We start from the raw sequence: 21,091 nt of genomic DNA, 5'->3' as shown, positions 1-21,091 counted from the left end.
GTGAGTTAACCTGCCTGCTACGGCATATCACAACAGGCGCTATTTTTTATTCGCAGAAAGTCGTTTCGTTAATTTTGTCGAGAATATTGACTGACGGGTCTGATGCGACCACGCGTAAATCAAGTTTTACGCCCAGTTTATCGAGTTCACGGAATGCCTGAATATCCTGCGGATCCAAAGAAACGGCTTTGGTTAGCTGTTTTTTTCCGGGTCGCCAGGCCATGCCACCAATATTTAACGTGGCGATCTGCACGCCCTGGCGCACCATCGTTAAAACATCGTGTGGATTGGTAAATAAATAAAAGACGGTCTCATCCTGATATTGCGGGTTATGATAGACCGCTACCGCTTTTTCCAAACTGACAACATTTACCTTCATGCCTGGCGGGGCCGCCTGGCGCAACAAGGTCCGGCGAACCTCATCGTTAAATACCTCATCATTGCAGATAATTATCCGCTGGGCGTTAGCGACTTTTGACCAGACGGTGGTGACCTGGCCATGAATGAGTCGGTCATCAATACGGGCGAGCGTAATATGCATCAGAACTCCTCCTCAACGGTTTCTGGCTGCTGCCAGACCACACAGCACTGGCTGGCAATGGTTTGCAGATGCTGACATAAGTCATCGGCGCTCAGGGTATGCTGGTTATCCACCAGCTCAAGCGCCAGCGGCAGCGACAGGCCGCTAATCACCCGGATCTGCGGGTGACGCATTGCCAGACCGGCTGCGGCATTCCATGGGCTTCCGCACTGTAAATCTACCGCGATTACCCACTCCTCATCGGTGTGGGCGCTTACTAACTTTTCCAGGTTAACGGCGATATCCGCCGCGTTTTCACCGGGGACAAACGCGACGGCGCTGACGTTAACCTCGCCATAGACCATGCGTACCGAATCAAGCATGGCCCCGGCCAGCTGGCCGTGGGCGCAGAAGATAGCGTGAACCATACTTCCTCCTTAACCGCGCGTTTTTCCGCCGGCAATGTTAGTGGTGACTCCGGTGATGTAGCTGGCGCGCGCTGACAAGAGATAGCAAACAAAATCAGCCACTTCCGAGAGCTTTCCTGCCCGTCCGATGGGAATGGCGTTTTTGGTATATCCCTCGCGAAGTTGCTCGACGGTGATATTGCGCGTCCAGGCCAGCGCTTCTTCATATTCCGGCGTCCGCAGGCCGGTTTTTTCGAGGATCCCCGGCGCAACGCCGACCACGCGGATCCCATATTTACCCAATTCTTTGGACCAGGAGCGGGTAAAGCTATTGAGCGCGGCCTTGGTCGCGGCGTAGCAACTTTGACCTTCAGAGCCTTCCAGGCCGCTCTCCGAAGAAACATTTACTATCACCCCGGCACGCTGTTTGACCATTTGACGCGCCACCGCCTGCGACATGAAAAACACCCCTTTCTGGTTGATATTGACCATTTTTTCAAAAGCGGCTTCGTTTAATTCATAGCGGCCGGCCGGTGCTTTTTCGTCGACTAATAAACGTGGAAAATTCACGCCGGCGTTATTGACCAGGCCATCAATACGCGACCAGCGCTGAATAATGGCATCGATAGTCTGCTGTACCTCTGTCGCGCTGGAAATATCCGTCGGCCAGAAATGATAATTATCGCCATTGTGATGGCGATCGCCGCCATGAATATCAATCATCTGGACATGTGCGCCTTGGGATAATAATTCATCGACAATAGCCAGCCCAATTCCTGAGGCGCCACCGGTTACGATAATGACGTTATCTTTTAAATTTAACCAAGTGTTCATTATGCTCTCCCATTTCTTTAGATAAAGGGATCCCCCGCAGCGCGTGCTGCGTGAAATCATATCCTGTGTGTTATTTCAGTAATAATTCAGCCGTTTCTCTGTTTGTCACCAGACAATTAATATAGCGTCCATGCAATGCGCCAAGAATGCCCGAGTATTTCTCTTGCCCCATGGCGATGCCGATGGAATAACGAGCCTGGCGTAGCTTCGCCATTTCGATCGACAGCGTTTTTTCGCTCATATTGGTATCGACTAACCCGCCGTTAATATCGTAGAAACGCGAGCAGATATCCCCGGCGACGTGGCGGGCGTTGAGATCGTCGCTCTCTTCGCTGCCGTAGAAGGCGTGCCAGTTTGCGCCGTCGCGAATGGCCGGTGAACCAATACCCACCAGCGCGACATCCAGGCTGTCCCAGTAGGATGAGATGGTTTTAAAGTGCTGGGACTGCATGATGCCGTTGCGGATCAACGGGTTATCCAGCAGGGCTGGAAAATCGGCAAGGTGGGATTCCGCTTTCAGCCTGGCTGCCGCGCCGTAGGTTAACGTGTTCACATGGTAGCGGCTCTCCAGTTTACCGGAAGGCCCGCCGATGATGGGGACGCAGATCACCTGGCGTGACTGGCTGGCCTGCGGCAGGTTCTCCACCAGCGAACGTACGGCGCGGCCCCATGAAAAACCGATGATATCGCCGGGTTCCAGCAACCGATCGACAAGCTGGGCGCCATGCTGGCCCATCGCGCTCAGCTGTTCTTCTTCCTGCAGCCCATCGCTACTGGCAACCACCGCCTCTTTCAGACCAAATTTTTGCTTGAGCTGTTGTTCGAGCCACAGGTTTTCGTTGTAGTCATAGTTGATGGCGATGGTGACAATGCCCTGCTCACGGCCGCGCTTCAGCAGGCGACTAATGGTGGTGCGATAGATCCCCAGCTCGCGAGCGATTTGCGCCTGGGTCATATCCTGCTCGTAATAGAGCTGGGCGATTTTAACAATCAACCGGATATCATCGCTGTTTTCCATAGTCATCTGCTGGCTCCTGCACATTTGTGCAAATCGCGGGTTTGTGCTGTTGATCTGATATAACCCTATTAGAGCCGCCGTTTAAAGGGATTTTCTTTTATTTCATCACCCTAATCTGGCGAATAATCTTGCACATTTGCGTTATCAATAGCGGGTTGTTGGCACCTTTGTGCATTGCACGCTAAATCGCTGATTCTGTGATATTTCATCATGCAAAGTTGCCAGGCGTTGAGCGGGACACTTTTGTGAAAAAAGGCGTAGTCGATCACACCTTGCGCCGGCGGGCGCAAAGGCACATCTTTTTTCTCGCCCACAAGGTAGGGTATATTTCGCTTTTACAGGAGAATCTATGCTGCCCGACTCATCAACCCGATTAAATAAATACATCAGTGAAAGCGGCATCTGCTCGCGTCGCGAAGCGGACCGCTTTATTGAACAAGGCAACGTCTTTATTAATGGCAAGCGCGCCACCATTGGCGATCAGGTGAAGCCTGGTGATTTAGTCAAAGTTAACGGACGGTTGATTGAGCCGCGTGAAGCGGATGATCTGGTGCTGATTGCGCTGAATAAGCCGGTCGGTATTGTGAGCACCACCGAAGATGGCGAACGCGACAACATTGTGGATTTCGTCAACCACAGCAAGCGTATCTTCCCTATCGGCCGTCTGGATAAAGATTCTCAGGGGCTGATCTTCCTCACCAACCACGGCGATCTGGTAAACAAAATCCTGCGCGCCGGCAACGACCATGAAAAAGAGTATCTGGTGACGGTCGATAAGCCGGTGACCGATGAGTTCATTCGCGGGATGGGCGCGGGGGTGCCGATTCTCGGGACGGTGACGAAAAAATGTAAAGTGAAGAAAGAGGCGCCGTTCGTTTTCCGCATCACTCTGGTGCAGGGGCTGAATCGCCAGATCCGTCGTATGTGCGAGCACTTTGGCTATGAAGTGACGAAGCTTGAGCGTACGCGGATTATGAATGTCAGCCTGACGGGGATCCCGCTGGGAGAGTGGCGCGATCTGACCGATGACGAGCTGATCGACCTGTTCAAACTGATTGAAAATTCTTCTTCCGAAGCGAAGCCGAAAGCCAGGCCGAAGGCCAAAGCGGCGACTCCCGGGATTAAGCGCCCGGTGGTGAAGATGGAAAATAGCAACGATAAGAGTCGCCCGGCTGGTAACGGGAAACGTTTCACCCAGCCGGGACGTAAAAAGAAAGGGCGTTAACGCCTGCCGCGGGTCGGCGTATTCGCCGACCAGGAAAAGGTCGCTTCCTTATCCGTTTTATACGCCTGCTGTTTTCTCAGCTGGCGGGCTTTCTTCGCTTCCGCTTCACGCTGCGCCATCAGCTTATCGATATATTCCTTTTTCACGCTGTTCGTTTCCGCATTGCTCAGCGGGCGGCCATGCGCAATACGCGCGCGGTCAAGCAGCGTTTTCAATTCGCGCTGTTCGCGCTCGGTCATCTCTTTTTGTGTAATACGGGGGAGTGCCATGGTGGTGCCCTCAGTCAGACCAGAGCACCCAGTGTAAGGCAATCAGCGCAAAATAGAACGCATCCGGAAAGCGCCTCGCAGAATATTTCCCTCGTTCGTGACCAGTGAGCGGGTCTGGCTTAGGGTAATGGCACGTCTTCCGTCCAACGACGACATATTTTGGGTGGGTGATGTATAAAATTTTATACAAGGATGTGGTATGCTCAATCAGCAACAGAGATTAAGGCGTATCGTCTGGATGGGCTCTTCCTTTGACGATCTGCGCCAGTTTCCTGAGGACGTCCGCAGAGATGCCGGATTCCAGCTTTATCGTTTACAGTCGGGTTTAGAGGCTGCGGACTGGAAAGCGATGCCTCAACTGGGGCGGGGCGTTGAAGAAATCCGCCTGCGCCACTTTTCCGGTACATATCGGGTAATTTATCTGGCCCGTTTTGCAGAGGCGATATATGTCCTGCACTGTTTTAACAAAAAGACGCGACGTACCGCCGAACACGAAAAACAGATTGTCAGAAGCCGTTTGCAGGTTATACAGCAGGAACACAGGAGTCATAAATGAATCGTAAGAGTGTGGATGGTATCCGTCATGTGACCTCTGAAGAGAGCAATATATTCAGTGAACTGGGCTTTGATGATGCTGACGCAGAGCAGCTTCGGGGACAAGCGGAAAAAGAAGTTGAGCAGTTGATAGCGCTTAAACGACAGTTAATGCAGGAAATCGCTGAGTGGATAGATGAACATCAATTGAAGCAGGCCGATGCTGCCGCGAAGTTGAGCATTTCGCGCCCGCGTATTTCAGATGTGGTCAACCAGAAAACCAGTAAGTTTACCCTGGATGCGTTAGTCATGATGTTAATGAAGTTAGGTAAACCAGTACGTTTGCAGATTGGATAACGCACACGTCCGGGCCTGCGCCCGGACGTATCACGCTTAGCGTTTGTCGGTTTTTCTGGCGATAGGTTTCCCTGACCAGTACCCGGCCAGCAGCGAACCGGACAGGTTATGCCAGACGGAGAACAGCGCGCCCGGCAGTGCCGCCAGCGGGCCGAAGTAAATTTTACCCAGCGCGGCCGCCAGGCCGGAGTTCTGCATTCCCACCTCGATCGCCAGCGTACGGCAGGTGGATTCATCAAAACCAAACAGACGTCCGCCCCAGTAGCCGCCAAGCAGGCCAATAGTGTTATGCAGGATCACCGCGATAATCACCACCAGGCCGACGGAGGCGATATGGGCGGCGGAACCCGCCACCACCGCGCTGATGATCGCCAGAATGCACACCATCGAGAAGGCGGGCAGGAACGGCTCTACCGCTTTCACCACCTTCGGCAGCAGATGATGGACAATCAGTCCCAGCGCGATGGGAATGACCACAATTTGCAGAATGCTCAGCAACATGCCCATGACGTCGACCTGAATATGGGCGTCGACGTACAGACGGGTGAGCAGCGGTGTCGCTACGACGCCGACGAGGGTGGAGACCGAGGAGATGGTCACCGACAGCGCCACATCCCCTTTGGCAAGAAAGATCATCACATTGGAGGCAGTCCCGCTGGCGACGCTGCCGACCAGCACCATCCCGGCGGAAAGCTCAGGCGGCATGTGAAACAGCAGCGCCAGCAGCCAGGCGGCGAGCGGCATCACCAGATAATGGAGAAAGATCCCCGCAGCGACCGGCGCTGGTCGCGACAGGACGCGTTTGAAATCCTCCAGCTTCAGATGTACGCCCATACCGAACATGATCAGCATCAGCAGGGTGGTCACCCATGGGCCAATTGGGGTGAAGGTGGTGGGGGTGTAATAAGCCAGAACGGAGAGCAGCAGTGCCCATAACGGGAACAGCCGCGTCAGAGTTGCGAGCATGTTGTGTTCCTTGCGATACGCGAACCGGGCCGCGCCATCCCGATGGGGCGGCGAGCAGGTCAGCTGGTTGTGTTGATGTTGTTATAAAAAAGCCGGGTTCGAGCCCGGCTATAGGTATTGTTTATCGTGCTAATGAATTTTATTCAAACAAATTATGATGCAGCTTCTGCACAACCTTCTCCGCATCGGCGCCAGGCACCAGGAAGCAGAGGTTATGGCTGGAGGCGCCATAGCAAATCATGCGAATGTTAAACGGCTCGAGGACGCCAAAGACCTCTTTGCCGACGCCGCAGGCTTTCGACAGCGCATTGCCAATCAGGGCCACCAACGCCAGGTCTTCCTCCACTTCCACGCGACACAGCGAAGAGAGCTCGGTCAGCAGCGCCTGAGTCAGCAGGGTGTCCCCTGCAGAGGTCGAGCCGGTGGTGTCCATCGTCAGGGCCACGCTCACTTCGGAGGTGGTGATCAAATCGACGGAGATATTATGGCGCGCCAGAATACCGAACACTTCGGCGAGGAAGCCGCGGGAGTGCAGCATATTCAGGCTGTGCAGCGTCAGCAGCGTCTGACGACGACGCAGCGCCAGCGCGCGGAACAGCGGCGGGTTCTCAGTGGTTTTACACACCAGGGTACCGCCCGCTTTCGGCTCTTTACTGGAGCCGACAAACACCGGGATATCGCTGCGCACGGCAGGCAGCAGGGTCGCCGGATGCAGTACCTTGGCACCAAAGGTGGCCATTTCCGCCGCCTCTTCAAAGGCGATGACGTCGATGCGTTTCGCCGCCGGCGCCACGCGAGGATCGGTGGTATAGATCCCCGGGACATCGGTCCAGATATCGACGCGGGTGGCATTCAGCGCTTCGCCGAGCAGTGCGGCGGTATAATCACTGCCGCCGCGGCCGAGGGTGGTGGTGCGGCCTTTTGCTTCGCTGCCGATAAAGCCCTGGGTCACCACCAGGCCTTCCGCCAGGCGCGGCGCCAGCTGCAGCTGAGTCAGTTCGGCGACGGCGGCGATATCCGGTTCGGCGCGGCCAAAACGATCGTTGGTACGCAGCACCTTACGGGCGTCAAACCACTGCGCCTGAATCCCACGCTCACGCAGAATTTCCACAAACAGCAGGGTAGACATCAGTTCGCCATGGCTGACCAGTTCGTCGGTCAGGGCGGTGGAGGAGGCGAGCGCGGCGGCTTCCGCCAGCGTGGTGATATTTTCCAGCAGGCGCTCAATCTCTTCGCGGATCACGTTGGGATAGCGCAAACGCTCCAGAATATTGAACTGGATCTGGCGCAGGGCATCCAGCTGGGAAAAACGTTCGGTAGGTTCCAGCCCTCCCGCTAAGGCCACCAGAATGTTGGTCACGCCGGCAGAGGCGGAGAGCACAACAATACGGGTATTGGCATCGAGCAGCGCTACATCGATGCTGCGGTTCATAGCGTCAAAATCAGCAACGCTGGTGCCGCCGAATTTGGCGACGACTAGATCTGTCATAACAACCTCGTGTCAGGGGGCCTGACTTATTAAAACGATTCCTGACCACCGATCCTGGCAGGGGCTGGACGCCGCCGGATCGCAACAAAATGTCTTAATAAGCCAGGCCAAATTATTCAGCCATGGCACAAGGGAAGAGCGATAAACAGGGTGGCGCAGAGTGATAAACAACTACGATGTCACCCAGAAGTGCTCCACCTTGTAGACCCGACTCACCGCTTTGGGCGCTGAGGTGTTCGGGTATGAAACGCCCGACTGCGAACGTTTCTGGTGACAACCCAGGGGATTCAGCCCCTGTGGCCGGTGAGGAGCGCGACCAGACGCTCTTTCACCTCGGCGTTGCTCCCCCTCACGTATTTTCCCCGGACTGGTTCCTCCAATACGGTTACCTGGGCAACGCACCTCTTCTGGCAATTACCGACGTCTTTCACCTGGCCGGGGGAGCCGGGACATTATATCCCCCACGAATACCCTTTCGCTGTAGCGTGAAATGCGCGAGCAATAGATACCTACCAATACGTAAGCACTGCGGATATATAAAGGCTTAACACCAGCTATGTCAACGCTGCGGTTATGCGGATTTTTCATGCCCCTGCGGCTAACAGAAAAAAGCCTTATGATAGCTATACTAATGGGGCTTTTTTACTCCGTTTTGAACCGATTCCTGACCCGGGTCAGGGACAAGTCACAAAAATCATCACAATTTTCCGCCACCGGCGCTACAATCGACCGAAGTCACAATCTCAAATCAGAAGAGTATTGCTAATGAAAAACATCAACCCAACGCAGACCTCTGCCTGGCAGGCATTACAGAAACACTTCGACGAAATGAAAGATGTCACTATCAGCGAGCTATTCGCCAAAGATAGCGACCGTTTTTCCAAGTTTTCCGCGACGTTCGACGATCTGATGCTGGTGGACTTCTCCAAAAACCGCATCACCGAAGAGACGCTGGCTAAACTGCAGGACCTGGCGAAAGAGACTGACCTGGCAGGCGCCATTAAATCGATGTTCTCTGGCGAGAAGATCAACCGTACGGAAGATCGCGCGGTACTGCACGTCGCGCTGCGCAACCGCAGCAATACGCCGATTGTGGTTGATGGCAAAGATGTGATGCCGGAAGTGAACGCTGTGCTGGAGAAAATGAAAACGTTCTCCGAAGCGATTATCTCTGGCAGCTGGAAAGGCTACACCGGCAAACCGATCACCGATGTGGTTAACATCGGCATCGGCGGCTCCGATCTTGGTCCGTTCATGGTGACCGAAGCGCTGCGTCCGTACAAAAACCACCTCAACATGCATTTTGTCTCTAACGTCGATGGCACCCACATCGCCGAAGTGCTGAAGAACGTCAACCCGGAAACCACCCTGTTCCTGGTGGCGTCCAAGACTTTCACCACTCAGGAGACCATGACCAACGCCCACAGCGCGCGCGACTGGTTCCTGGCGACCGCGGGCGACGACAAGCACGTGGCCAAACACTTCGCGGCGCTCTCCACCAATGCGAAAGCGGTTGGCGAATTCGGTATCGACACCGCCAACATGTTCGAATTCTGGGACTGGGTGGGCGGCCGTTACTCCCTGTGGTCAGCGATTGGTCTGTCCATCATTCTCTCCGTGGGCTTCGACAACTTTGTTGAGCTGCTGTCCGGCGCGCATGCGATGGATAAGCACTTCTCCACCACTCCGGCGGAGAAAAACCTGCCGGTGCTGCTGGCGCTGATCGGTATCTGGTACAACAACTTCTTTGGTGCAGAAACCGAAGCGATTCTGCCGTACGACCAGTACATGCACCGCTTTGCCGCTTACTTCCAGCAGGGCAACATGGAGTCCAACGGTAAGTATGTTGATCGTAACGGCCACGCGGTGGACTACCAGACTGGCCCGATTATCTGGGGCGAGCCGGGCACCAACGGCCAGCACGCGTTCTACCAGCTGATCCACCAGGGCACCAAAATGGTACCGTGCGATTTCATCGCTCCGGCTATCACTCACAACCCGCTGTCCGACCATCATCCGAAGCTGCTGTCCAACTTCTTCGCCCAGACCGAGGCCCTGGCTTTCGGTAAATCCCGTGAAGTGGTAGAGCAGGAATATCGCGATCAGGGTAAAGATCCGGCGACTCTGGAGCACGTGGTGCCGTTCAAAGTGTTCGAAGGCAACCGCCCGACTAACTCCATCCTGCTGCGTGAGATCACCCCGTTCAGCCTCGGGGCGCTGATTGCTCTGTACGAGCACAAAATCTTCACCCAGGGTGCCATCCTTAACATCTTCACTTTCGACCAGTGGGGCGTTGAGCTGGGCAAACAGCTGGCTAACCGCATCCTGCCGGAACTGAAAGACGGCAGCGAAGTCAGCAGCCACGACAGCTCCACTAACGGTCTGATTAACCGTTATAAAGCCTGGCGCGCCTAACGCTTGCGCAGCTAAGACGGAATGCCGACCTTATGGTCGGCATTTTTTTACAGCCGCCGCAGCAGGCGGGCTGGATTCCCCGCCCACACGCCTTTCTCGGTGATGGACTTCGTCACCACGCTGCCCGCGCCAATCACCACACCGTCGCAGATGCTGACGGCCAGAATCGTGGCGCCGCTGCCGATCGACACGTCATCGCCAATCTCGATCCGCCCCCAGCTGGCGCGGTCGGCGTTTGGTTTACCCTCGCGAAACAGATCGTTGGCAAACATCACGCCGTGACCGATAAAGCAGCGCTGGCCGATGGTGACGTACTCGCAGATAAAGGTGTGGGACTGAATTTTACTGTTCGCACCGATGCGGGTATTGCCCTGGATCTCAACGAATGGCCCGACGAACACGTTATCGCCAAGGATACAGTCGTAGAGGTTGGCGGGCTGGTAGATCACCACGTTTTCGCCGCTGGTGACGTTGCGGATCGCCGTTTCCCGAAGGATATGCATACTGCCTCTCAGATTGGTTTGGCCAGAATATGTAAGGTGCTTCGCTGGCTGGCGGAATGAAAGGTGACATCTTTCACGTGCTGCATCCCTTGGCGTTCGTAAAAACGGCGCGCGGCGGGATTATCAGCGAGTACCTCCAGCCACAGCCAGCTTTCACCGGCCGTTTTTGCTCGCGTCTCGACGGCGTGAAATATCTGCTCGCCGTAGCGGTGGCCGGTCTCACCCGGCAGCAGATAGAGCTTGTGCAGCAGCGTGCCGGACGGACCTTCGGCACTCAACGCCTGACAACAGGTGTACTTAGCAAAGCCGACAGGGTGGGGGGCTTCAGCAATCAACCAACAGCACTGCGAATCGGTCAGGCTACGTTGCAGCGAGGCCAGGGAATACTCTTGTTGCAGGTAATGCGCCAGTTCATTGGCGTTATGCCAGTGGTGAGCAAAGTGATGGCGATAGCTGGCATTACCCATTTCGTTGAGCAAAGCCGCATCCTCTGCCAGTGCGGTACGAATTTTTAGCATGGTTGTTTCCTTTTTACCCCGTCCGTCTGGCCTGTGATTGTTACATCCTGGCCGAGGGTGGCAAAAAGTTAGCGAATAATATCGATCTGGATCACATTTTTGCGTTATACAGGTCTCAAAGAATCATAATGATGAGGTGAATGTATGTCGTCGGTTTATCGCCCTCTGGTGAATTTTATCGCCACTGCGATGCAAACGGTTTTAAATCTTGGGCTGTTGTGTCTGGGGATTATTTTGATCGTCTTCCTCGGGAAAGAGACGCTGCATCTGGCCGATGTCCTCTTTACCCCGGAGCCAACCAGTAAATACCGGCTGGTGGAAGGTCTGGTGGTTTACTTCCTCTACTTCGAGTTTATCGCGCTGATCGTCAAGTATTTTCAGTCGGGGTTCCACTTCCCGCTGCGCTATTTCGTCTATATCGGTATCACCGCGATTGTGCGTCTGATCATCATCGATCATGAATCGCCGCTGGCGGTGCTCATTTACTCCGCGGCGATCCTGATCCTGGTGATTACGCTCTGGCTGTGTAACTCCAATCGCCTGAAACGCGAATAAAAAAAAAGCGGCCTCCAGGGCCGCTGACCAACAGTCACAAATAAAATTTATGTAGGGTCCAGTTGAGGATAGCAGTGGCATTGACCTTACTTTTTCAGCTGAGGGCGACGGCGACAATACCCGGTTGGGGTCGTGTATTGCGGCTAGACCGTCGGCCCTCATCTGAAATTTGGGGCCGGTGTTACAAAAAAACTTAACCTTTCACCCCACCCGCCGTCAGGCCGTTAACCAACCAGCGCTGCGCCAGCAGGAAGACAACCGTGATCGGAATGGCGGAGAGCACCGCCGCGGCGGCGAAGTCGCCCCACAGATAGTTCTGCGGGTTGAGATACTGTTGCATACCTACCGCCAGGGTATAGCTGTTCACATCGCGCAGCAGCAGCGAGGCGACGGGCACTTCGGTGATGGCCGCGATGAACGACAGAATAAACACGACTGCCAGAATCGGCACCGACAGCGGCAACAGCACCAGACGGAAAGCCTGCCATGGCGTCGCGCCATCCAGCGCCGCCGCTTCTTCCAGTGAACCATCGATGGTTTCGAAGTAGCCTTTAATCGTCCAGACGTGCAGCGCGATACCGCCCATATACGCGAAGATGACGCCGCCGTGGGTGTTGAGGCCGACGAACGGGATGTACTGGCCCAGACGGTCAAACAACGCGTACAGGGCTACCAGCGACAGCACCGCCGGGAACATCTGGAAAATCAGCATCCCTTTCAGCAGGGTCGCTTTCCCCGGGAAGCGCATACGGGCGAAAGCGTAAGCGCAGGTGGTGGAGAGGGCGACGATACCGATCGCGGTGATCCCGGCGACCTTAATCGAGTTCCACAGCCACAGTAGCACCGGGAACGGCGGCGGCGTGACGCGGCCATCCGCATGCTCCACGCTGAAGCCTAACGCCAGGCGCCAGTGCTCCCAGGAGATGGTCTCCGGGATCAGGCTGCCGGTGGCGAAGTTGCCTTCGCGCAGCGAGATAGCGATAACCATCAGCAGCGGAAACATAATCGCGGCGATAAAAATCAGTAGCAGGAGATGCGTGGTAAATAAACGTAGCTTCTGCGATTTGGGTTGGACCATAGCCATTGTCGTTATCTCCCTTAATCAAACTTCATGCGCGTGGCTTTCAGATTCACAATCGCTAACGCGCCAACCAGCAGGAAGATAAGCGTTGCGATAGCCGCCGCCAGGCCGAAGTCCTGACCGCCGCCGCCTTCAAAGGCGATGCGATAGGTGTAGCTCACCAGCAGGTCGGTATAACCAGCCGGGGTGGTGGTGCCGAGACGGTCCGGGCCACCGTTGGTCAACAGCTGAATCAGCACGAAGTTGTTAAAGTTAAAGGCGAAGCTGGCGATCATCAGCGGCGTCAGCGGCTTAATCAGCAGCGGGAAGGTAATTTTAAAGAAGTTCTGGAACGGGCCGGCGCCATCCATTGCCGACGCTTCGTACAGATCGTCCGGAATCGCCTTCAGCAGCCCCATGCATAGGATCATCATGTACGGGTAGCCCAGCCAGGTGTTGACGATGATGATCATGGTGCGCGCGGTGGTCGGGTCGCTAAACCAGGCCGGCTTAATGCCGAACAGCGTGCTGAGCATCATGTTGATTTCACCAAAGCTCTGGTTGAACAGCCCTTTGAAAATCAGAATCGAAATAAACGACGGTACGGCGTACGGCAGAATCAGCAGGACGCGATAAATCGCTTTGCCTTTCAGCGCTTCCCACTGCACCAGGCAGGCGAGGATCATTCCCACCGCGACGGTCAGCACTACGGTCAGTACCGAGAACACTACCGTCCAGACAAAGATTGCGAAGAACGGTTTCTGAATGCCTTCATCGTGGAAGACGCGGGTAAAGTTGTCCCAGCCGATAGTCACAGTGTAGCCAGGGCTCAGCTTCTCATTGCCCCAGCTGCCGTCGGCGTTAATTGACTGGTAGAAGCCGACGTCGTTGTTCGGGCGGTATTTAACATGGGTCTGATTGTTGGTCAGTACCCCGTCTTCGCCGAGGGTATACAGAGGCTGGGTACCGGAGAACTGGCGCAGCGAGCTCATGATGACTTTGCTGTCATCCGGCAGCACAGCGGTCAGCTGGTTCAGCGCGGTGCGATTCTGGGTAATCACGCGCAGGTTGGCGCGCTCACCTTCCGGCAGGGCGTCGGTTTCTTTTAACGCCAGTTTCTGCTCGCCGCCAAATTTAAAGGCGTCAGAAAGGTAGTTTTTACCGCTTTCGCCGTCGGTCAGCGCCAGCTTCCACTCGTCACCCGCCGGGATCAGCGTGAAATTATAAGCTTTGCCGGCCTGGAAGGAACGATCCATCAGCACCTGCTGCGCACGCTCAAAGGTCAGCTGGTTGGTGCTGCTGTAGTTGGTAAACGCGATAGCGATAGTGCAGATCAGCGGAAACAGGACAAACAGGCCCATGCCGGCAAGGCCGGGATAAACATAGCGCCAGGCATAAGCCTTGCGATTAGCGAAAATATACAGGCCAACTGAGCTTAAAATCAGCGTCATGATGGCGAACAGGTACTCCCCCTGGGCGTACATCAAAACAACAAGGTAACCCACCAGCAGGCACAGTAAGCCAATCACAGACCATGTGAGTTGCGGACTTTGCCACCAGTGTCTCTTTTTAACGGCATCCATGGGGATCATCCTCTACAGCGGTGAAAACTTATTTGTCAGGTGGCGCTTCGCTTACCTGACCTACGGTCCGAGCCGTAGTGGTAGGGCGGGTAGGCGCACGCGCCACCCGCCGTTTTCTTACTTAGTGATACGGCTCTGTGCATCTTTCAGTGCAGCATCGACAGTCTGGCGACCGCTGGCGGCGTTGATAACCGCGGTACGAACGGCATACCAGAAGGCAGACATCTGCGGGATGTTAGGCATGATTTCGCCTTTCTGGGCGTTCGCCATGGTGGCAGCGATGCGCGGGTCTTTCTCCAGTTTTTCCTGGAAGGATTTCAGCGCCACGGCACCCAGTGGTTTGTCGTTGTTAACGGCTTCCAGACCCTGATCGGTCATCAGGTAGTTTTCGAGGAACTCTTTAGCCAGCTCTTTGTTCGGGCTGGCGGCGTTGATCCCTGCGCTCAGCACGCCAACGAACGGTTTAGATGGTTTGCCTTTAAAGGTTGGCAGCAGGGTCACGCCGTAGTTAACCTTGCTCTTATCGATGTTAGACCACGCCCACGGACCGTTGATGGTCATCGCAGTTTCGCCTTTGTTGAAGGCCGCTTCCGCGATGGAGTAGTCGGTGTCGGCATTCATGTGCTTGTTCTTGATCAGGTCAACCAGGAAAGTCAGGCCCGCTTTCGCGCCTGCGCTGTCCACGCCGACGTCTTTCACGTCGTACTTGCCGTTTTCAAACTTGAACGCGTATCCACCGTCGGCAGCGATCAGTGGCCAGGTGAAGTACGGTTCCTGCAGGTTGAACATCAGCGCGCTCTTACCTTTCGCTTTCAGTTCTTTATCCAGCGCCGGGATCTCTTCCCAGGTCTTCGGTGGGTTCGGCACCAGGTCTTTGTTGTAAATCAGGGACAGGGCTTCGACCGCGATCGGGTAGGCGATCAGTTTGCCGTTATAGCGAACCGCATCCCAGGTGAACGGGTAGAGTTTGTCCTGGAACGCTTTGTCCGGGGTGATTTCCGCCAGCAGGCCGGACTGTGCGTAGCCGCCGAAACGGTCATGTGCCCAGAAGATGATGTCCGGGCCGTCGCCGGTTGCCGCAACCTGCGGGAATTTTTCTTCCAGCTTGTCCGGGTGTTCTACGGAAACTTTAATGCCGGTGTCTTTCTCAAACTTTTTACCCACTTCAGCGAGGCCGTTGTAGCCTTTATCGCCGTTAATCCAGATAACCAGCTTACCTTCTTCAATTTTCGCGAGGGCAGAGGCGGAAAACATCATCGTGGTCAGTGCCGACAGCGCGAGGATGCGAGCGCCAGTTTTGATTTTCATATACCCGTCCTTTTTGGTGATGTACTCGTGGATACACTTCGGTGGCTTAACGATGATGAGTTTCCTTTTTTAACAACCCCTTTCCATCCTCCCCGGGTCTACGCCCCACCCGCTGGTTGTGTGATCTCCATTGCAAAAACGGCCGTATTGCGTCCTGGAGCACAGAAAAAAGTGCCCAATTTTGTTGCCTCCATCACGAAATCACCCGCCATCCGCCATCCCCCGCGGCGAGAGCCAATCTCTCATCCTCCCATCTCCTCCCCCATAAAAAAGCCGGGGGGTGGAGGATTTGTCCGCGTAATGAATGCCGCATAGTCGACCCATCTTGAATGTGACTGTTAGTGACAGGTTGTAACGAAGGGAGAAGGGCATGGCGAGCGTACAGCTGCGAAATGTAACGAAAGCCTGGGGTGACGTGGTGGTATCGAAAGATATCAATCTCGATATCCACGAAGGGGAATTCGTCGTGTTTGTCGGGCCATCGGGCTGCGGCAAATCTACCCTGCTGCGTATGATTGCCGGGTTAGAAACTATTACCAGCGGGGACCTGTTTATCGGTGACACCCGCATGAACGAGATCCCACCGGCAGAACGCGGCGTTGGGATGGTATTCCAGTCTTATGCGCTCTATCCCCACCTTTCCGTTGCGGAAAATATGTCGTTTGGCCTGAAGCTGGCCGGCGCGAAAAAAGATCTGATTAACCAGCGGGTAACCCAGGTTGCGGAAGTACTGCAGCTGGCCCATCTGCTGGAGCGTAAACCGAAGGCCCTCTCCGGCGGTCAGCGCCAGCGCGTGGCGATTGGTCGTACGCTGGTGGCAGAGCCAAGCGTCTTCCTGCTGGATGAGCCGCTTTCCAACCTCGATGCCGCGCTGCGCGTTCAGATGCGTATCGAGATCTCTCGTCTGCATAAGCGACTGGGCCGCACCATGATCTATGTGACTCACGATCAGGTGGAAGCGATGACCCTCGCCGACAAGATCGTGGTCCTCGACGCTGGCCGTGTGGCGCAGGTTGGGAAACCGCTGGAGCTCTATCACTATCCGGCTGACCGCTTCGTTGCTGGCTTCATTGGTTCACCGAAGATGAACTTCCTGCCGGTCAAAGTCACCGCGACGGCTATCGATCAGGTACAGGTTGAACTGCCGAACCGTCAGCAAATCTGGCTGCCAGTGGACAGCGCCAACGTGCAGGCGGGCTCCAACATGTCCTTAGGTATCCGTCCGGAGCATTTACTGCCCAGCGATATCGCCGATGTAACCCTCGAAGGCGAGGTCCAGGTCGTCGAACAGCTCGGCCACGAAACGCAAATTCATATCCAGATCCCCGCCATCCGTCAGAACCTGGTTTACCGCCAGAACGACGTGGTGTTGGTAGAAGAGGGAGCCACATTCGCCATCGGTTTGCCGCCAGAACGTTGCCACTTATTCCGTGAGGATGGCACCGCTTGTCGTCGGCTGCATAAAGAGCCGGGCGTGTAAGGCTTCCCATTAAAAAAAGGCGCGAACCCGGCTGGCGGTACACCGGCGAAGCGTGCAAAGAAAAGCAATGATCTCAGGAGATAGAATGATGATTACTCTGCGCAAACTTCCACTGGCGGTCGCCGTCGCAGCAGGCGTAATGTCTGCTCAGGCGCTGGCTGTCGATTTCCACGGTTATGCTCGTTCTGGTATTGGCTGGACCGGCAGCGGCGGCGAACAGCAGTGTTTCCAGGCTACCGGCGCCCAAAGTAAATACCGTCTTGGTAACGAATGTGAAACTTACGCCGAATTGAAACTGGGCCAGGAAGTCTGGAAAGAAGGTGATAAGAGCTTCTACTTTGACACCAACGTCGCTTACTCGGTATCGCAACAGAACGACTGGGAATCCACTAACCCCGCTTTCCGTGAGGTGAACGTACAGGGTAAAAACCTGATTGACTGGCTGCCGGGCTCCACGCTGTGGGCAGGTAAGCGCTTCTATCAGCGTCATGACGTTCACATGATCGACTTCTACTACTGGGATATCTCCGGTCCGGGCGCCGGTATTGAAAACATTGATCTGGGCTTCGGTAAACTCTCTCTGGCAGCGACCCGTTCTTCTGAATCCGGTGGCTCGGCAACTTATGCAGACCGCGATCCGCTGACTGGCGACCGTGTTTACGATCATCTGGTACCGAACGACGTATTCGACGTGCGTTTAGCGCAAATGGAAACCAACCCAGGCGGTACGCTGGAGCTGGGCGTGGACTATGGCCACACGAACATTCCTGACGACTACTACCTGCAACCGGGTGCGTCTAAAGATGGCTGGATGTTCACCGCTGAACACACCCAGAGCATCCTGAAAGGCTACAACAAGTTTGTGCTGCAATACGCGACCGATGCCATGACCTCCAATGGTAAAGGCGTACCGCAGGGCGGCAGCATTAACAACGATGGCTCCATGTGGCGTGTGCTTGACCACGGCGCGGTTTCTCTGGCGGATGATTGGGACATGATGTATGTCGCCATGTATCAGGACGTCGATCTGGACAACAACAACGGTACTAAGTGGTGGACCGTCGGCGTGCGTCCTATGTACAAATGGACGCCGATCATGAGCACCCTGCTGGAAGTCGGTTACGACAACGTCAAGTCGCAGAAAACGGGCGACAGCAACAACCAGTACAAAATCACCCTGGCGCAACAGTGGCAGGCGGGCGACAGCATCTGGTCTCGTCCAGCCATTCGTCTGTTCGCAACCTATGCGAAGTGGGATGAGAAGTGGGGTTACACTGACAGCGGCGTGGCCATGCGCGATACCTCTGGTACCGGCATCAACACTTCCAGCCGCGGCGATAGCGATGAGTGGACCTTCGGCGCTCAGATGGAAATCTGGTGGTAAACCAACCCAAGTCATCATGAGTCAAAGAGGGGCATTAGCCCCTCTATTTTCGGCCCAGCGCGCTATTGCCTGGCTAACGCTCGGCCATAGGAATTGAGGTGATAACAATGAATATGAAGAAAAGTCTCGTTGCCCTCTGCCTGTCCGCCGGCCTGCTGGCCAGCGTACCCGCAGTCAGTTTTGCTGATGTGAATTTTGTGCCGCAGAACACCGCTGCCGCACCGTCTATTCCGGCCTCCGCGCTGCAGCAGCTCACCTGGACACCGGTCGATCAATCGAAAACCCAAACCTCTAAAGTGGCGATCGCCGGACAAACGCTGAATGTACCCGGCATCACCGGGCCGGTGGTGGCCTATAGCGTACCGGCAAATATTGGCGAGTTAACCCTAACGCTGACCAGCGAAGTCGACAAACAGACCAGCGTCTATGCGCCAAACGTTCTGATCCTCGATCAGAGCATGACGCCGTCTGCCTTCTTCCCGAGCAGCTATTTCACCTATCTGGAACCGGGTGTGATGAGCGCCGACCGACTGGAAGGGGTGATGCGCCTGACGCCGGCGCTGGGACAGCAGAAAATTTATGTACTGGTGTTTACCACCCCGCAGGATCTGCAGCAGACCACCAAATTAATCGACCCGGCGAAAGCCTACGCGAAAGGCACCGGTAACGCGGTACCGGATATTCCGGATCCTATTGCTAAACATACCACTGACGGCACGCTGAGCCTGAAAGTGAAGACCTCTTCGAGCTCCAGTGTACTGGTTGGCCCGTTGTTTGGCTCCTCTGGCCCAGGTCCGGTGACCGTCGGCAATACCGCGGCGCCGGTCTATAACGCACCAGCTACGGCGCCAGCTGCTGCGCCAGCCGCCGCCGCGCCGGCCGCCAAAAGCGAACCGATGCTCAGCGATACCGAAACCTACTTCAACAATGGTATTAAGCAGGCGGTGAAACAAGGTGACATCGACAAAGCCCTGAAATTGATGAACGAAGCTGAGCGCCTCGGCTCGAAATCCGCTCGTTCCACCTTTATCAGCAGTGTAAAAGGCAAGGGGTAATCGTCTCCCCACAATGCTGATGTTTAGGCACAGCCTTTAGGTGCATCCTCCGGGATGCACCTTTTTTTGCACGCGCGGCAGCCTGTTGCATGGCTGTTGCGTGAATGATCGTATATTGACGTTTGCCCGCCACCAACCGCCTATTCTGCGATACAATGCTTTCACGTTATGTACCGGAGAATCAGGCATGTCCCATCCTGCGCTTACGCGACTGCGTGCGCTGCGCTATTTTGCCGTTATGCCATCCCTGGCGCCGCCCCTGAGTGACTGGCTGCTGCTGGAGGACTCAATGACCCAGCGCTTTGAACAACAAGGAAAGCAGGTCACTGTGACCCTGATTAACGAAGGGTATATCGGCCGCGATGCGCTGGCTGACGAAGCGGCGCTGCTGCCCGACGAGCCGCGCTACTGGCTACGGGAGATTATACTCAATGCCGATGGCGAGCCCTGGCTGGCCGGGCGTACGGTGGTGCCGGAGTCGACGCTGTGTGGTCCGGAGCTGGCGCTACAGCAGCTCGGACAAACCCCGCTGGGCCGATACCTGTTCACGTCGTCGACGTTAACCCGCGATTTTATTGAAATTGGTCGCGATGCAGCGCTATGGGGACGTCGTTCCCGTCTGCGGCTGAGCGGCAAACCCCTGTTGCTGACCGAGCTGTTTTTGCCTGCGTCGCCGTTGTACTGAGAGGAAGAAAAAATGGAGTGGAGTCTGTCGCAGAATAAGCTGTTGGCGTTTCATCGCCTGATGCGCACTGACAAACCGATCGGCGCCTTGCTGCTGCTGTGGCCGACGCTGTGGGCGCTATGGGTAGCCTCGCCGGGCGTACCGCCGCTGTGGATCCTGGCGGTATTTATCGCTGGCGTCTGGCTGATGCGCGCTGCCGGTTGCGTGGTAAATGACTATGCCGACCGAAAATTTGATGGCCACGTGAAGCGTACCGCCCGCCGTCCGCTGCCGAGCGGCGATGTCACCGAGAAAGAGGCGCGAACGCTGTTTATCGTGCTGGTGCTGCTCTCCTTTCTGCTGGTACTCACCCTCAACACCATGACTATTTTGCTGTCGGTGGCGGCGCTGGCGCTGGCGTGGGTCTATCCGTTTATGAAGCGCTACACTCATCTGCCGCAGGTGGTGCTGGGCGCGGCCTTTGGCTGGTCGATCCCGATGGCCTTCTCGGCCGTCAGTGAATCGCTGCCGCTGAGCTGCTGGCTGATGTTCCTCGCCAATATTCTGTGGGCGGTGGCCTACGATACCCAGTATGCGATGGTGGATCGCGATGACGACGTTAAGATCGGCATCAAGTCGACGGCGATCCTGTTTGGCGAAAACGATCGTCTGATTATCGGTATTCTTCAGGTAGCTGTGCTGGCGCTGATGGGCGCGGTGGGTTGGCTGAATGGGCTGGGCTGGGAATATTACTGGTCGCTGTTCGTGGCGGCGGGCCTGTTTGGCTGGCAGCAGAAGCTTATCTTCAATCGCGACCGCGATAACTGCTTCAAAGCGTTTATGAACAATAACTACGTCGGGCTGGTGCTGTTCCTCGGCCTGGCGATGAGCTACCTGTAACCTCCTGTCCGCTGCCCCCCGGCATACCGGGGGGCAGCAAACGCCGC

Annotated in this window: 22 protein-coding genes and 1 riboswitch; of the genes, 10 read left to right on the top strand and 12 right to left on the bottom strand. The window is 55.6% G+C overall.

Annotated features, from left to right (window positions below):
* Positions 1-46: 46 nt before the first annotated feature.
* From LGL98_RS23645 to LGL98_RS23630, 4 genes are all read right to left on the bottom strand, one after another.
* Positions 47-541 (bottom strand): PTS sugar transporter subunit IIB, encoded by a 495-nt coding sequence (locus LGL98_RS23645; protein WP_025713360.1) that lies wholly within the window; start codon positions 539-541, stop codon positions 47-49.
* Positions 541-948, bottom strand: a complete 408-nt coding sequence (locus LGL98_RS23640; protein ID WP_136029703.1) for a mannose/fructose/sorbose PTS transporter subunit IIA — start codon at positions 946-948, stop codon at positions 541-543. Before LGL98_RS23640 ends, LGL98_RS23645 begins: the two co-directional genes overlap by 1 nt.
* A 9-nt stretch (positions 949-957) precedes the next feature.
* Positions 958-1,761 (bottom strand): SDR family oxidoreductase, encoded by an 804-nt coding sequence (locus LGL98_RS23635; protein WP_002884614.1) that lies wholly within the window; start codon positions 1,759-1,761, stop codon positions 958-960.
* A 70-nt stretch (positions 1,762-1,831) separates the two neighbouring features.
* Positions 1,832-2,779 (bottom strand): sugar-binding transcriptional regulator, encoded by a 948-nt coding sequence (locus tag LGL98_RS23630; RefSeq protein ID WP_168435219.1) that lies wholly within the window; start codon positions 2,777-2,779, stop codon positions 1,832-1,834.
* Positions 2,780-3,128: 349 nt separating this feature from the next.
* Here LGL98_RS23630 and rluF point away from each other — a divergent pair, with 349 nt between their 5' ends.
* Positions 3,129-4,004 (top strand): 23S rRNA pseudouridine(2604) synthase RluF, encoded by an 876-nt coding sequence (gene rluF, locus LGL98_RS23625; protein WP_136029707.1) that lies wholly within the window; start codon positions 3,129-3,131, stop codon positions 4,002-4,004.
* On the opposite strand, the gene LGL98_RS23620 is transcribed toward rluF, so the two are convergent.
* On the bottom strand, positions 4,001-4,273 hold the full coding sequence (locus tag LGL98_RS23620; RefSeq protein ID WP_136029709.1) for a YjbD family protein: 273 nt from the start codon (positions 4,271-4,273) through the stop codon (positions 4,001-4,003). The two genes, rluF and LGL98_RS23620, sit on opposite strands and share 4 nt — an antisense overlap.
* 199 nt (positions 4,274-4,472) lie before the next feature.
* On the opposite strand from LGL98_RS23620, the gene LGL98_RS23615 reads away from it, so the two are divergent.
* Together LGL98_RS23615 and LGL98_RS23610 are read left to right on the top strand one after the other, a co-directional pair.
* Positions 4,473-4,829, top strand: a complete 357-nt coding sequence (locus LGL98_RS23615; protein ID WP_136029710.1) for a type II toxin-antitoxin system RelE/ParE family toxin — start codon at positions 4,473-4,475, stop codon at positions 4,827-4,829.
* On the top strand, positions 4,826-5,164 hold the full coding sequence (locus LGL98_RS23610; RefSeq protein WP_025713355.1) for a helix-turn-helix domain-containing protein: 339 nt from the start codon (positions 4,826-4,828) through the stop codon (positions 5,162-5,164). Before LGL98_RS23615 ends, LGL98_RS23610 begins: the two co-directional genes overlap by 4 nt.
* 36 nt (positions 5,165-5,200) lie before the next feature.
* Here LGL98_RS23610 and panS read toward each other — a convergent pair whose 3' ends face one another.
* On the bottom strand, positions 5,201-6,130 hold the full coding sequence (gene panS, locus LGL98_RS23605) for a ketopantoate/pantoate/pantothenate transporter PanS (protein WP_136029712.1): 930 nt from the start codon (positions 6,128-6,130) through the stop codon (positions 5,201-5,203).
* 139 nt (positions 6,131-6,269) lie between these two features.
* Positions 6,270-7,619, bottom strand: a complete 1,350-nt coding sequence (lysC, locus tag LGL98_RS23600; RefSeq protein ID WP_136029714.1) for a lysine-sensitive aspartokinase 3 — start codon at positions 7,617-7,619, stop codon at positions 6,270-6,272.
* Between the two features lie 179 nt (positions 7,620-7,798).
* Positions 7,799-8,034, bottom strand: a riboswitch (Lysine riboswitch).
* A gap of 350 nt (positions 8,035-8,384) precedes the next feature.
* Between lysC and pgi the strand changes: the two genes are divergently transcribed.
* Complete coding sequence (gene pgi, locus LGL98_RS23595) at positions 8,385-10,034, top strand: glucose-6-phosphate isomerase (protein ID WP_012543196.1); 1,650 nt, start codon at positions 8,385-8,387, stop codon at positions 10,032-10,034.
* A gap of 47 nt (positions 10,035-10,081) precedes the next feature.
* On the opposite strand, the gene LGL98_RS23590 is transcribed toward pgi, so the two are convergent.
* The gene (locus LGL98_RS23590) at positions 10,082-10,537 is read right to left on the bottom strand and encodes an acyltransferase (RefSeq protein ID WP_136029716.1); all 456 of its coding nucleotides are present in this window, start codon (positions 10,535-10,537) and stop codon (positions 10,082-10,084) included.
* An 8-nt stretch (positions 10,538-10,545) separates the two neighbouring features.
* Positions 10,546-11,055: a GNAT family N-acetyltransferase gene (locus tag LGL98_RS23585; RefSeq protein ID WP_136029718.1), complete on the bottom strand. Its 510-nt coding sequence runs from the start codon at positions 11,053-11,055 to the stop codon at positions 10,546-10,548.
* Positions 11,056-11,199: 144 nt separating this feature from the next.
* On the opposite strand from LGL98_RS23585, the gene psiE reads away from it, so the two are divergent.
* Positions 11,200-11,610 carry a phosphate-starvation-inducible protein PsiE gene (gene psiE / locus LGL98_RS23580; RefSeq protein WP_025713351.1) on the top strand — a complete coding sequence of 137 codons (411 nt, stop codon included), beginning with the start codon at positions 11,200-11,202 and terminating at the stop codon, positions 11,608-11,610.
* 193 nt (positions 11,611-11,803) lie between these two features.
* On the opposite strand, the gene malG is transcribed toward psiE, so the two are convergent.
* The 3 genes from malG to malE form a co-directional block, all read right to left on the bottom strand.
* Positions 11,804-12,694, bottom strand: coding sequence for a maltose ABC transporter permease MalG (gene malG / locus LGL98_RS23575; protein ID WP_025713350.1), 891 nt, complete (start codon positions 12,692-12,694; stop codon positions 11,804-11,806).
* Positions 12,695-12,708: 14 nt separating this feature from the next.
* On the bottom strand, positions 12,709-14,253 hold the full coding sequence (gene malF, locus LGL98_RS23570) for a maltose ABC transporter permease MalF (RefSeq protein WP_002884726.1): 1,545 nt from the start codon (positions 14,251-14,253) through the stop codon (positions 12,709-12,711).
* Between the two features lie 117 nt (positions 14,254-14,370).
* Positions 14,371-15,561 (bottom strand): maltose/maltodextrin ABC transporter substrate-binding protein MalE, encoded by a 1,191-nt coding sequence (malE, locus tag LGL98_RS23565; protein WP_002884740.1) that lies wholly within the window; start codon positions 15,559-15,561, stop codon positions 14,371-14,373.
* A 370-nt stretch (positions 15,562-15,931) separates the two neighbouring features.
* On the opposite strand from malE, the gene malK reads away from it, so the two are divergent.
* From malK to ubiA, 5 genes are all read left to right on the top strand, one after another.
* Complete coding sequence (malK, locus tag LGL98_RS23560) at positions 15,932-17,041, top strand: maltose/maltodextrin ABC transporter ATP-binding protein MalK (protein WP_136029722.1); 1,110 nt, start codon at positions 15,932-15,934, stop codon at positions 17,039-17,041.
* Positions 17,042-17,126: 85 nt separating this feature from the next.
* Positions 17,127-18,425: a maltoporin gene (locus tag LGL98_RS23555; RefSeq protein ID WP_019725465.1), complete on the top strand. Its 1,299-nt coding sequence runs from the start codon at positions 17,127-17,129 to the stop codon at positions 18,423-18,425.
* Positions 18,426-18,532: 107 nt separating this feature from the next.
* The gene (malM, locus tag LGL98_RS23550; protein ID WP_136029724.1) at positions 18,533-19,480 is read left to right on the top strand and encodes a maltose operon protein MalM; all 948 of its coding nucleotides are present in this window, start codon (positions 18,533-18,535) and stop codon (positions 19,478-19,480) included.
* A 187-nt stretch (positions 19,481-19,667) separates the two neighbouring features.
* Entirely contained in the window at positions 19,668-20,165 is a 498-nt protein-coding gene (ubiC, locus tag LGL98_RS23545) for a chorismate lyase (protein WP_136029726.1), read from the top strand.
* 12 nt (positions 20,166-20,177) lie between these two features.
* Positions 20,178-21,044: a 4-hydroxybenzoate octaprenyltransferase gene (gene ubiA, locus LGL98_RS23540; protein WP_136029727.1), complete on the top strand. Its 867-nt coding sequence runs from the start codon at positions 20,178-20,180 to the stop codon at positions 21,042-21,044.
* The last annotated feature ends 47 nt before the right edge of the window (positions 21,045-21,091 follow it).

It is taken from the genome of Klebsiella africana, assembly GCF_020526085.1.
Classification (GTDB): domain Bacteria; phylum Pseudomonadota; class Gammaproteobacteria; order Enterobacterales; family Enterobacteriaceae; genus Klebsiella; species Klebsiella africana.
Note: the sequence above shows the minus strand (reverse complement) of the source record. Positions and strands in the feature narration are given on the sequence as shown.

Bases quoted from the DNA above. Each gene is read 5' to 3' on its own strand.
- LGL98_RS23645 (WP_025713360.1), bottom strand. From the start codon at position 541: ATGCATATTACGCTCGCCCGTATTGATGACCGACTCATTCATGGCCAG.
- LGL98_RS23640 (WP_136029703.1), bottom strand. From the start codon at position 948: ATGGTTCACGCTATCTTCTGCGCCCACGGCCAGCTGGCCGGGGCCATG.
- LGL98_RS23635 (WP_002884614.1), bottom strand. From the start codon at position 1,761: ATGAACACTTGGTTAAATTTAAAAGATAACGTCATTATCGTAACCGGT.
- LGL98_RS23630 (WP_168435219.1), bottom strand. From the start codon at position 2,779: ATGGAAAACAGCGATGATATCCGGTTGATTGTTAAAATCGCCCAGCTC.
- rluF (WP_136029707.1), top strand. From the start codon at position 3,129: ATGCTGCCCGACTCATCAACCCGATTAAATAAATACATCAGTGAAAGC.
- LGL98_RS23620 (WP_136029709.1), bottom strand. From the start codon at position 4,273: ATGGCACTCCCCCGTATTACACAAAAAGAGATGACCGAGCGCGAACAG.
- LGL98_RS23615 (WP_136029710.1), top strand. From the start codon at position 4,473: ATGCTCAATCAGCAACAGAGATTAAGGCGTATCGTCTGGATGGGCTCT.
- LGL98_RS23610 (WP_025713355.1), top strand. From the start codon at position 4,826: ATGAATCGTAAGAGTGTGGATGGTATCCGTCATGTGACCTCTGAAGAG.
- panS (WP_136029712.1), bottom strand. From the start codon at position 6,130: ATGCTCGCAACTCTGACGCGGCTGTTCCCGTTATGGGCACTGCTGCTC.
- lysC (WP_136029714.1), bottom strand. From the start codon at position 7,619: ATGACAGATCTAGTCGTCGCCAAATTCGGCGGCACCAGCGTTGCTGAT.
- pgi (WP_012543196.1), top strand. From the start codon at position 8,385: ATGAAAAACATCAACCCAACGCAGACCTCTGCCTGGCAGGCATTACAG.
- LGL98_RS23590 (WP_136029716.1), bottom strand. From the start codon at position 10,537: ATGCATATCCTTCGGGAAACGGCGATCCGCAACGTCACCAGCGGCGAA.
- LGL98_RS23585 (WP_136029718.1), bottom strand. From the start codon at position 11,055: ATGCTAAAAATTCGTACCGCACTGGCAGAGGATGCGGCTTTGCTCAAC.
- psiE (WP_025713351.1), top strand. From the start codon at position 11,200: ATGTCGTCGGTTTATCGCCCTCTGGTGAATTTTATCGCCACTGCGATG.
- malG (WP_025713350.1), bottom strand. From the start codon at position 12,694: ATGGCTATGGTCCAACCCAAATCGCAGAAGCTACGTTTATTTACCACG.
- malF (WP_002884726.1), bottom strand. From the start codon at position 14,253: ATGGATGCCGTTAAAAAGAGACACTGGTGGCAAAGTCCGCAACTCACA.
- malE (WP_002884740.1), bottom strand. From the start codon at position 15,561: ATGAAAATCAAAACTGGCGCTCGCATCCTCGCGCTGTCGGCACTGACC.
- malK (WP_136029722.1), top strand. From the start codon at position 15,932: ATGGCGAGCGTACAGCTGCGAAATGTAACGAAAGCCTGGGGTGACGTG.
- LGL98_RS23555 (WP_019725465.1), top strand. From the start codon at position 17,127: ATGATGATTACTCTGCGCAAACTTCCACTGGCGGTCGCCGTCGCAGCA.
- malM (WP_136029724.1), top strand. From the start codon at position 18,533: ATGAATATGAAGAAAAGTCTCGTTGCCCTCTGCCTGTCCGCCGGCCTG.
- ubiC (WP_136029726.1), top strand. From the start codon at position 19,668: ATGTCCCATCCTGCGCTTACGCGACTGCGTGCGCTGCGCTATTTTGCC.
- ubiA (WP_136029727.1), top strand. From the start codon at position 20,178: ATGGAGTGGAGTCTGTCGCAGAATAAGCTGTTGGCGTTTCATCGCCTG.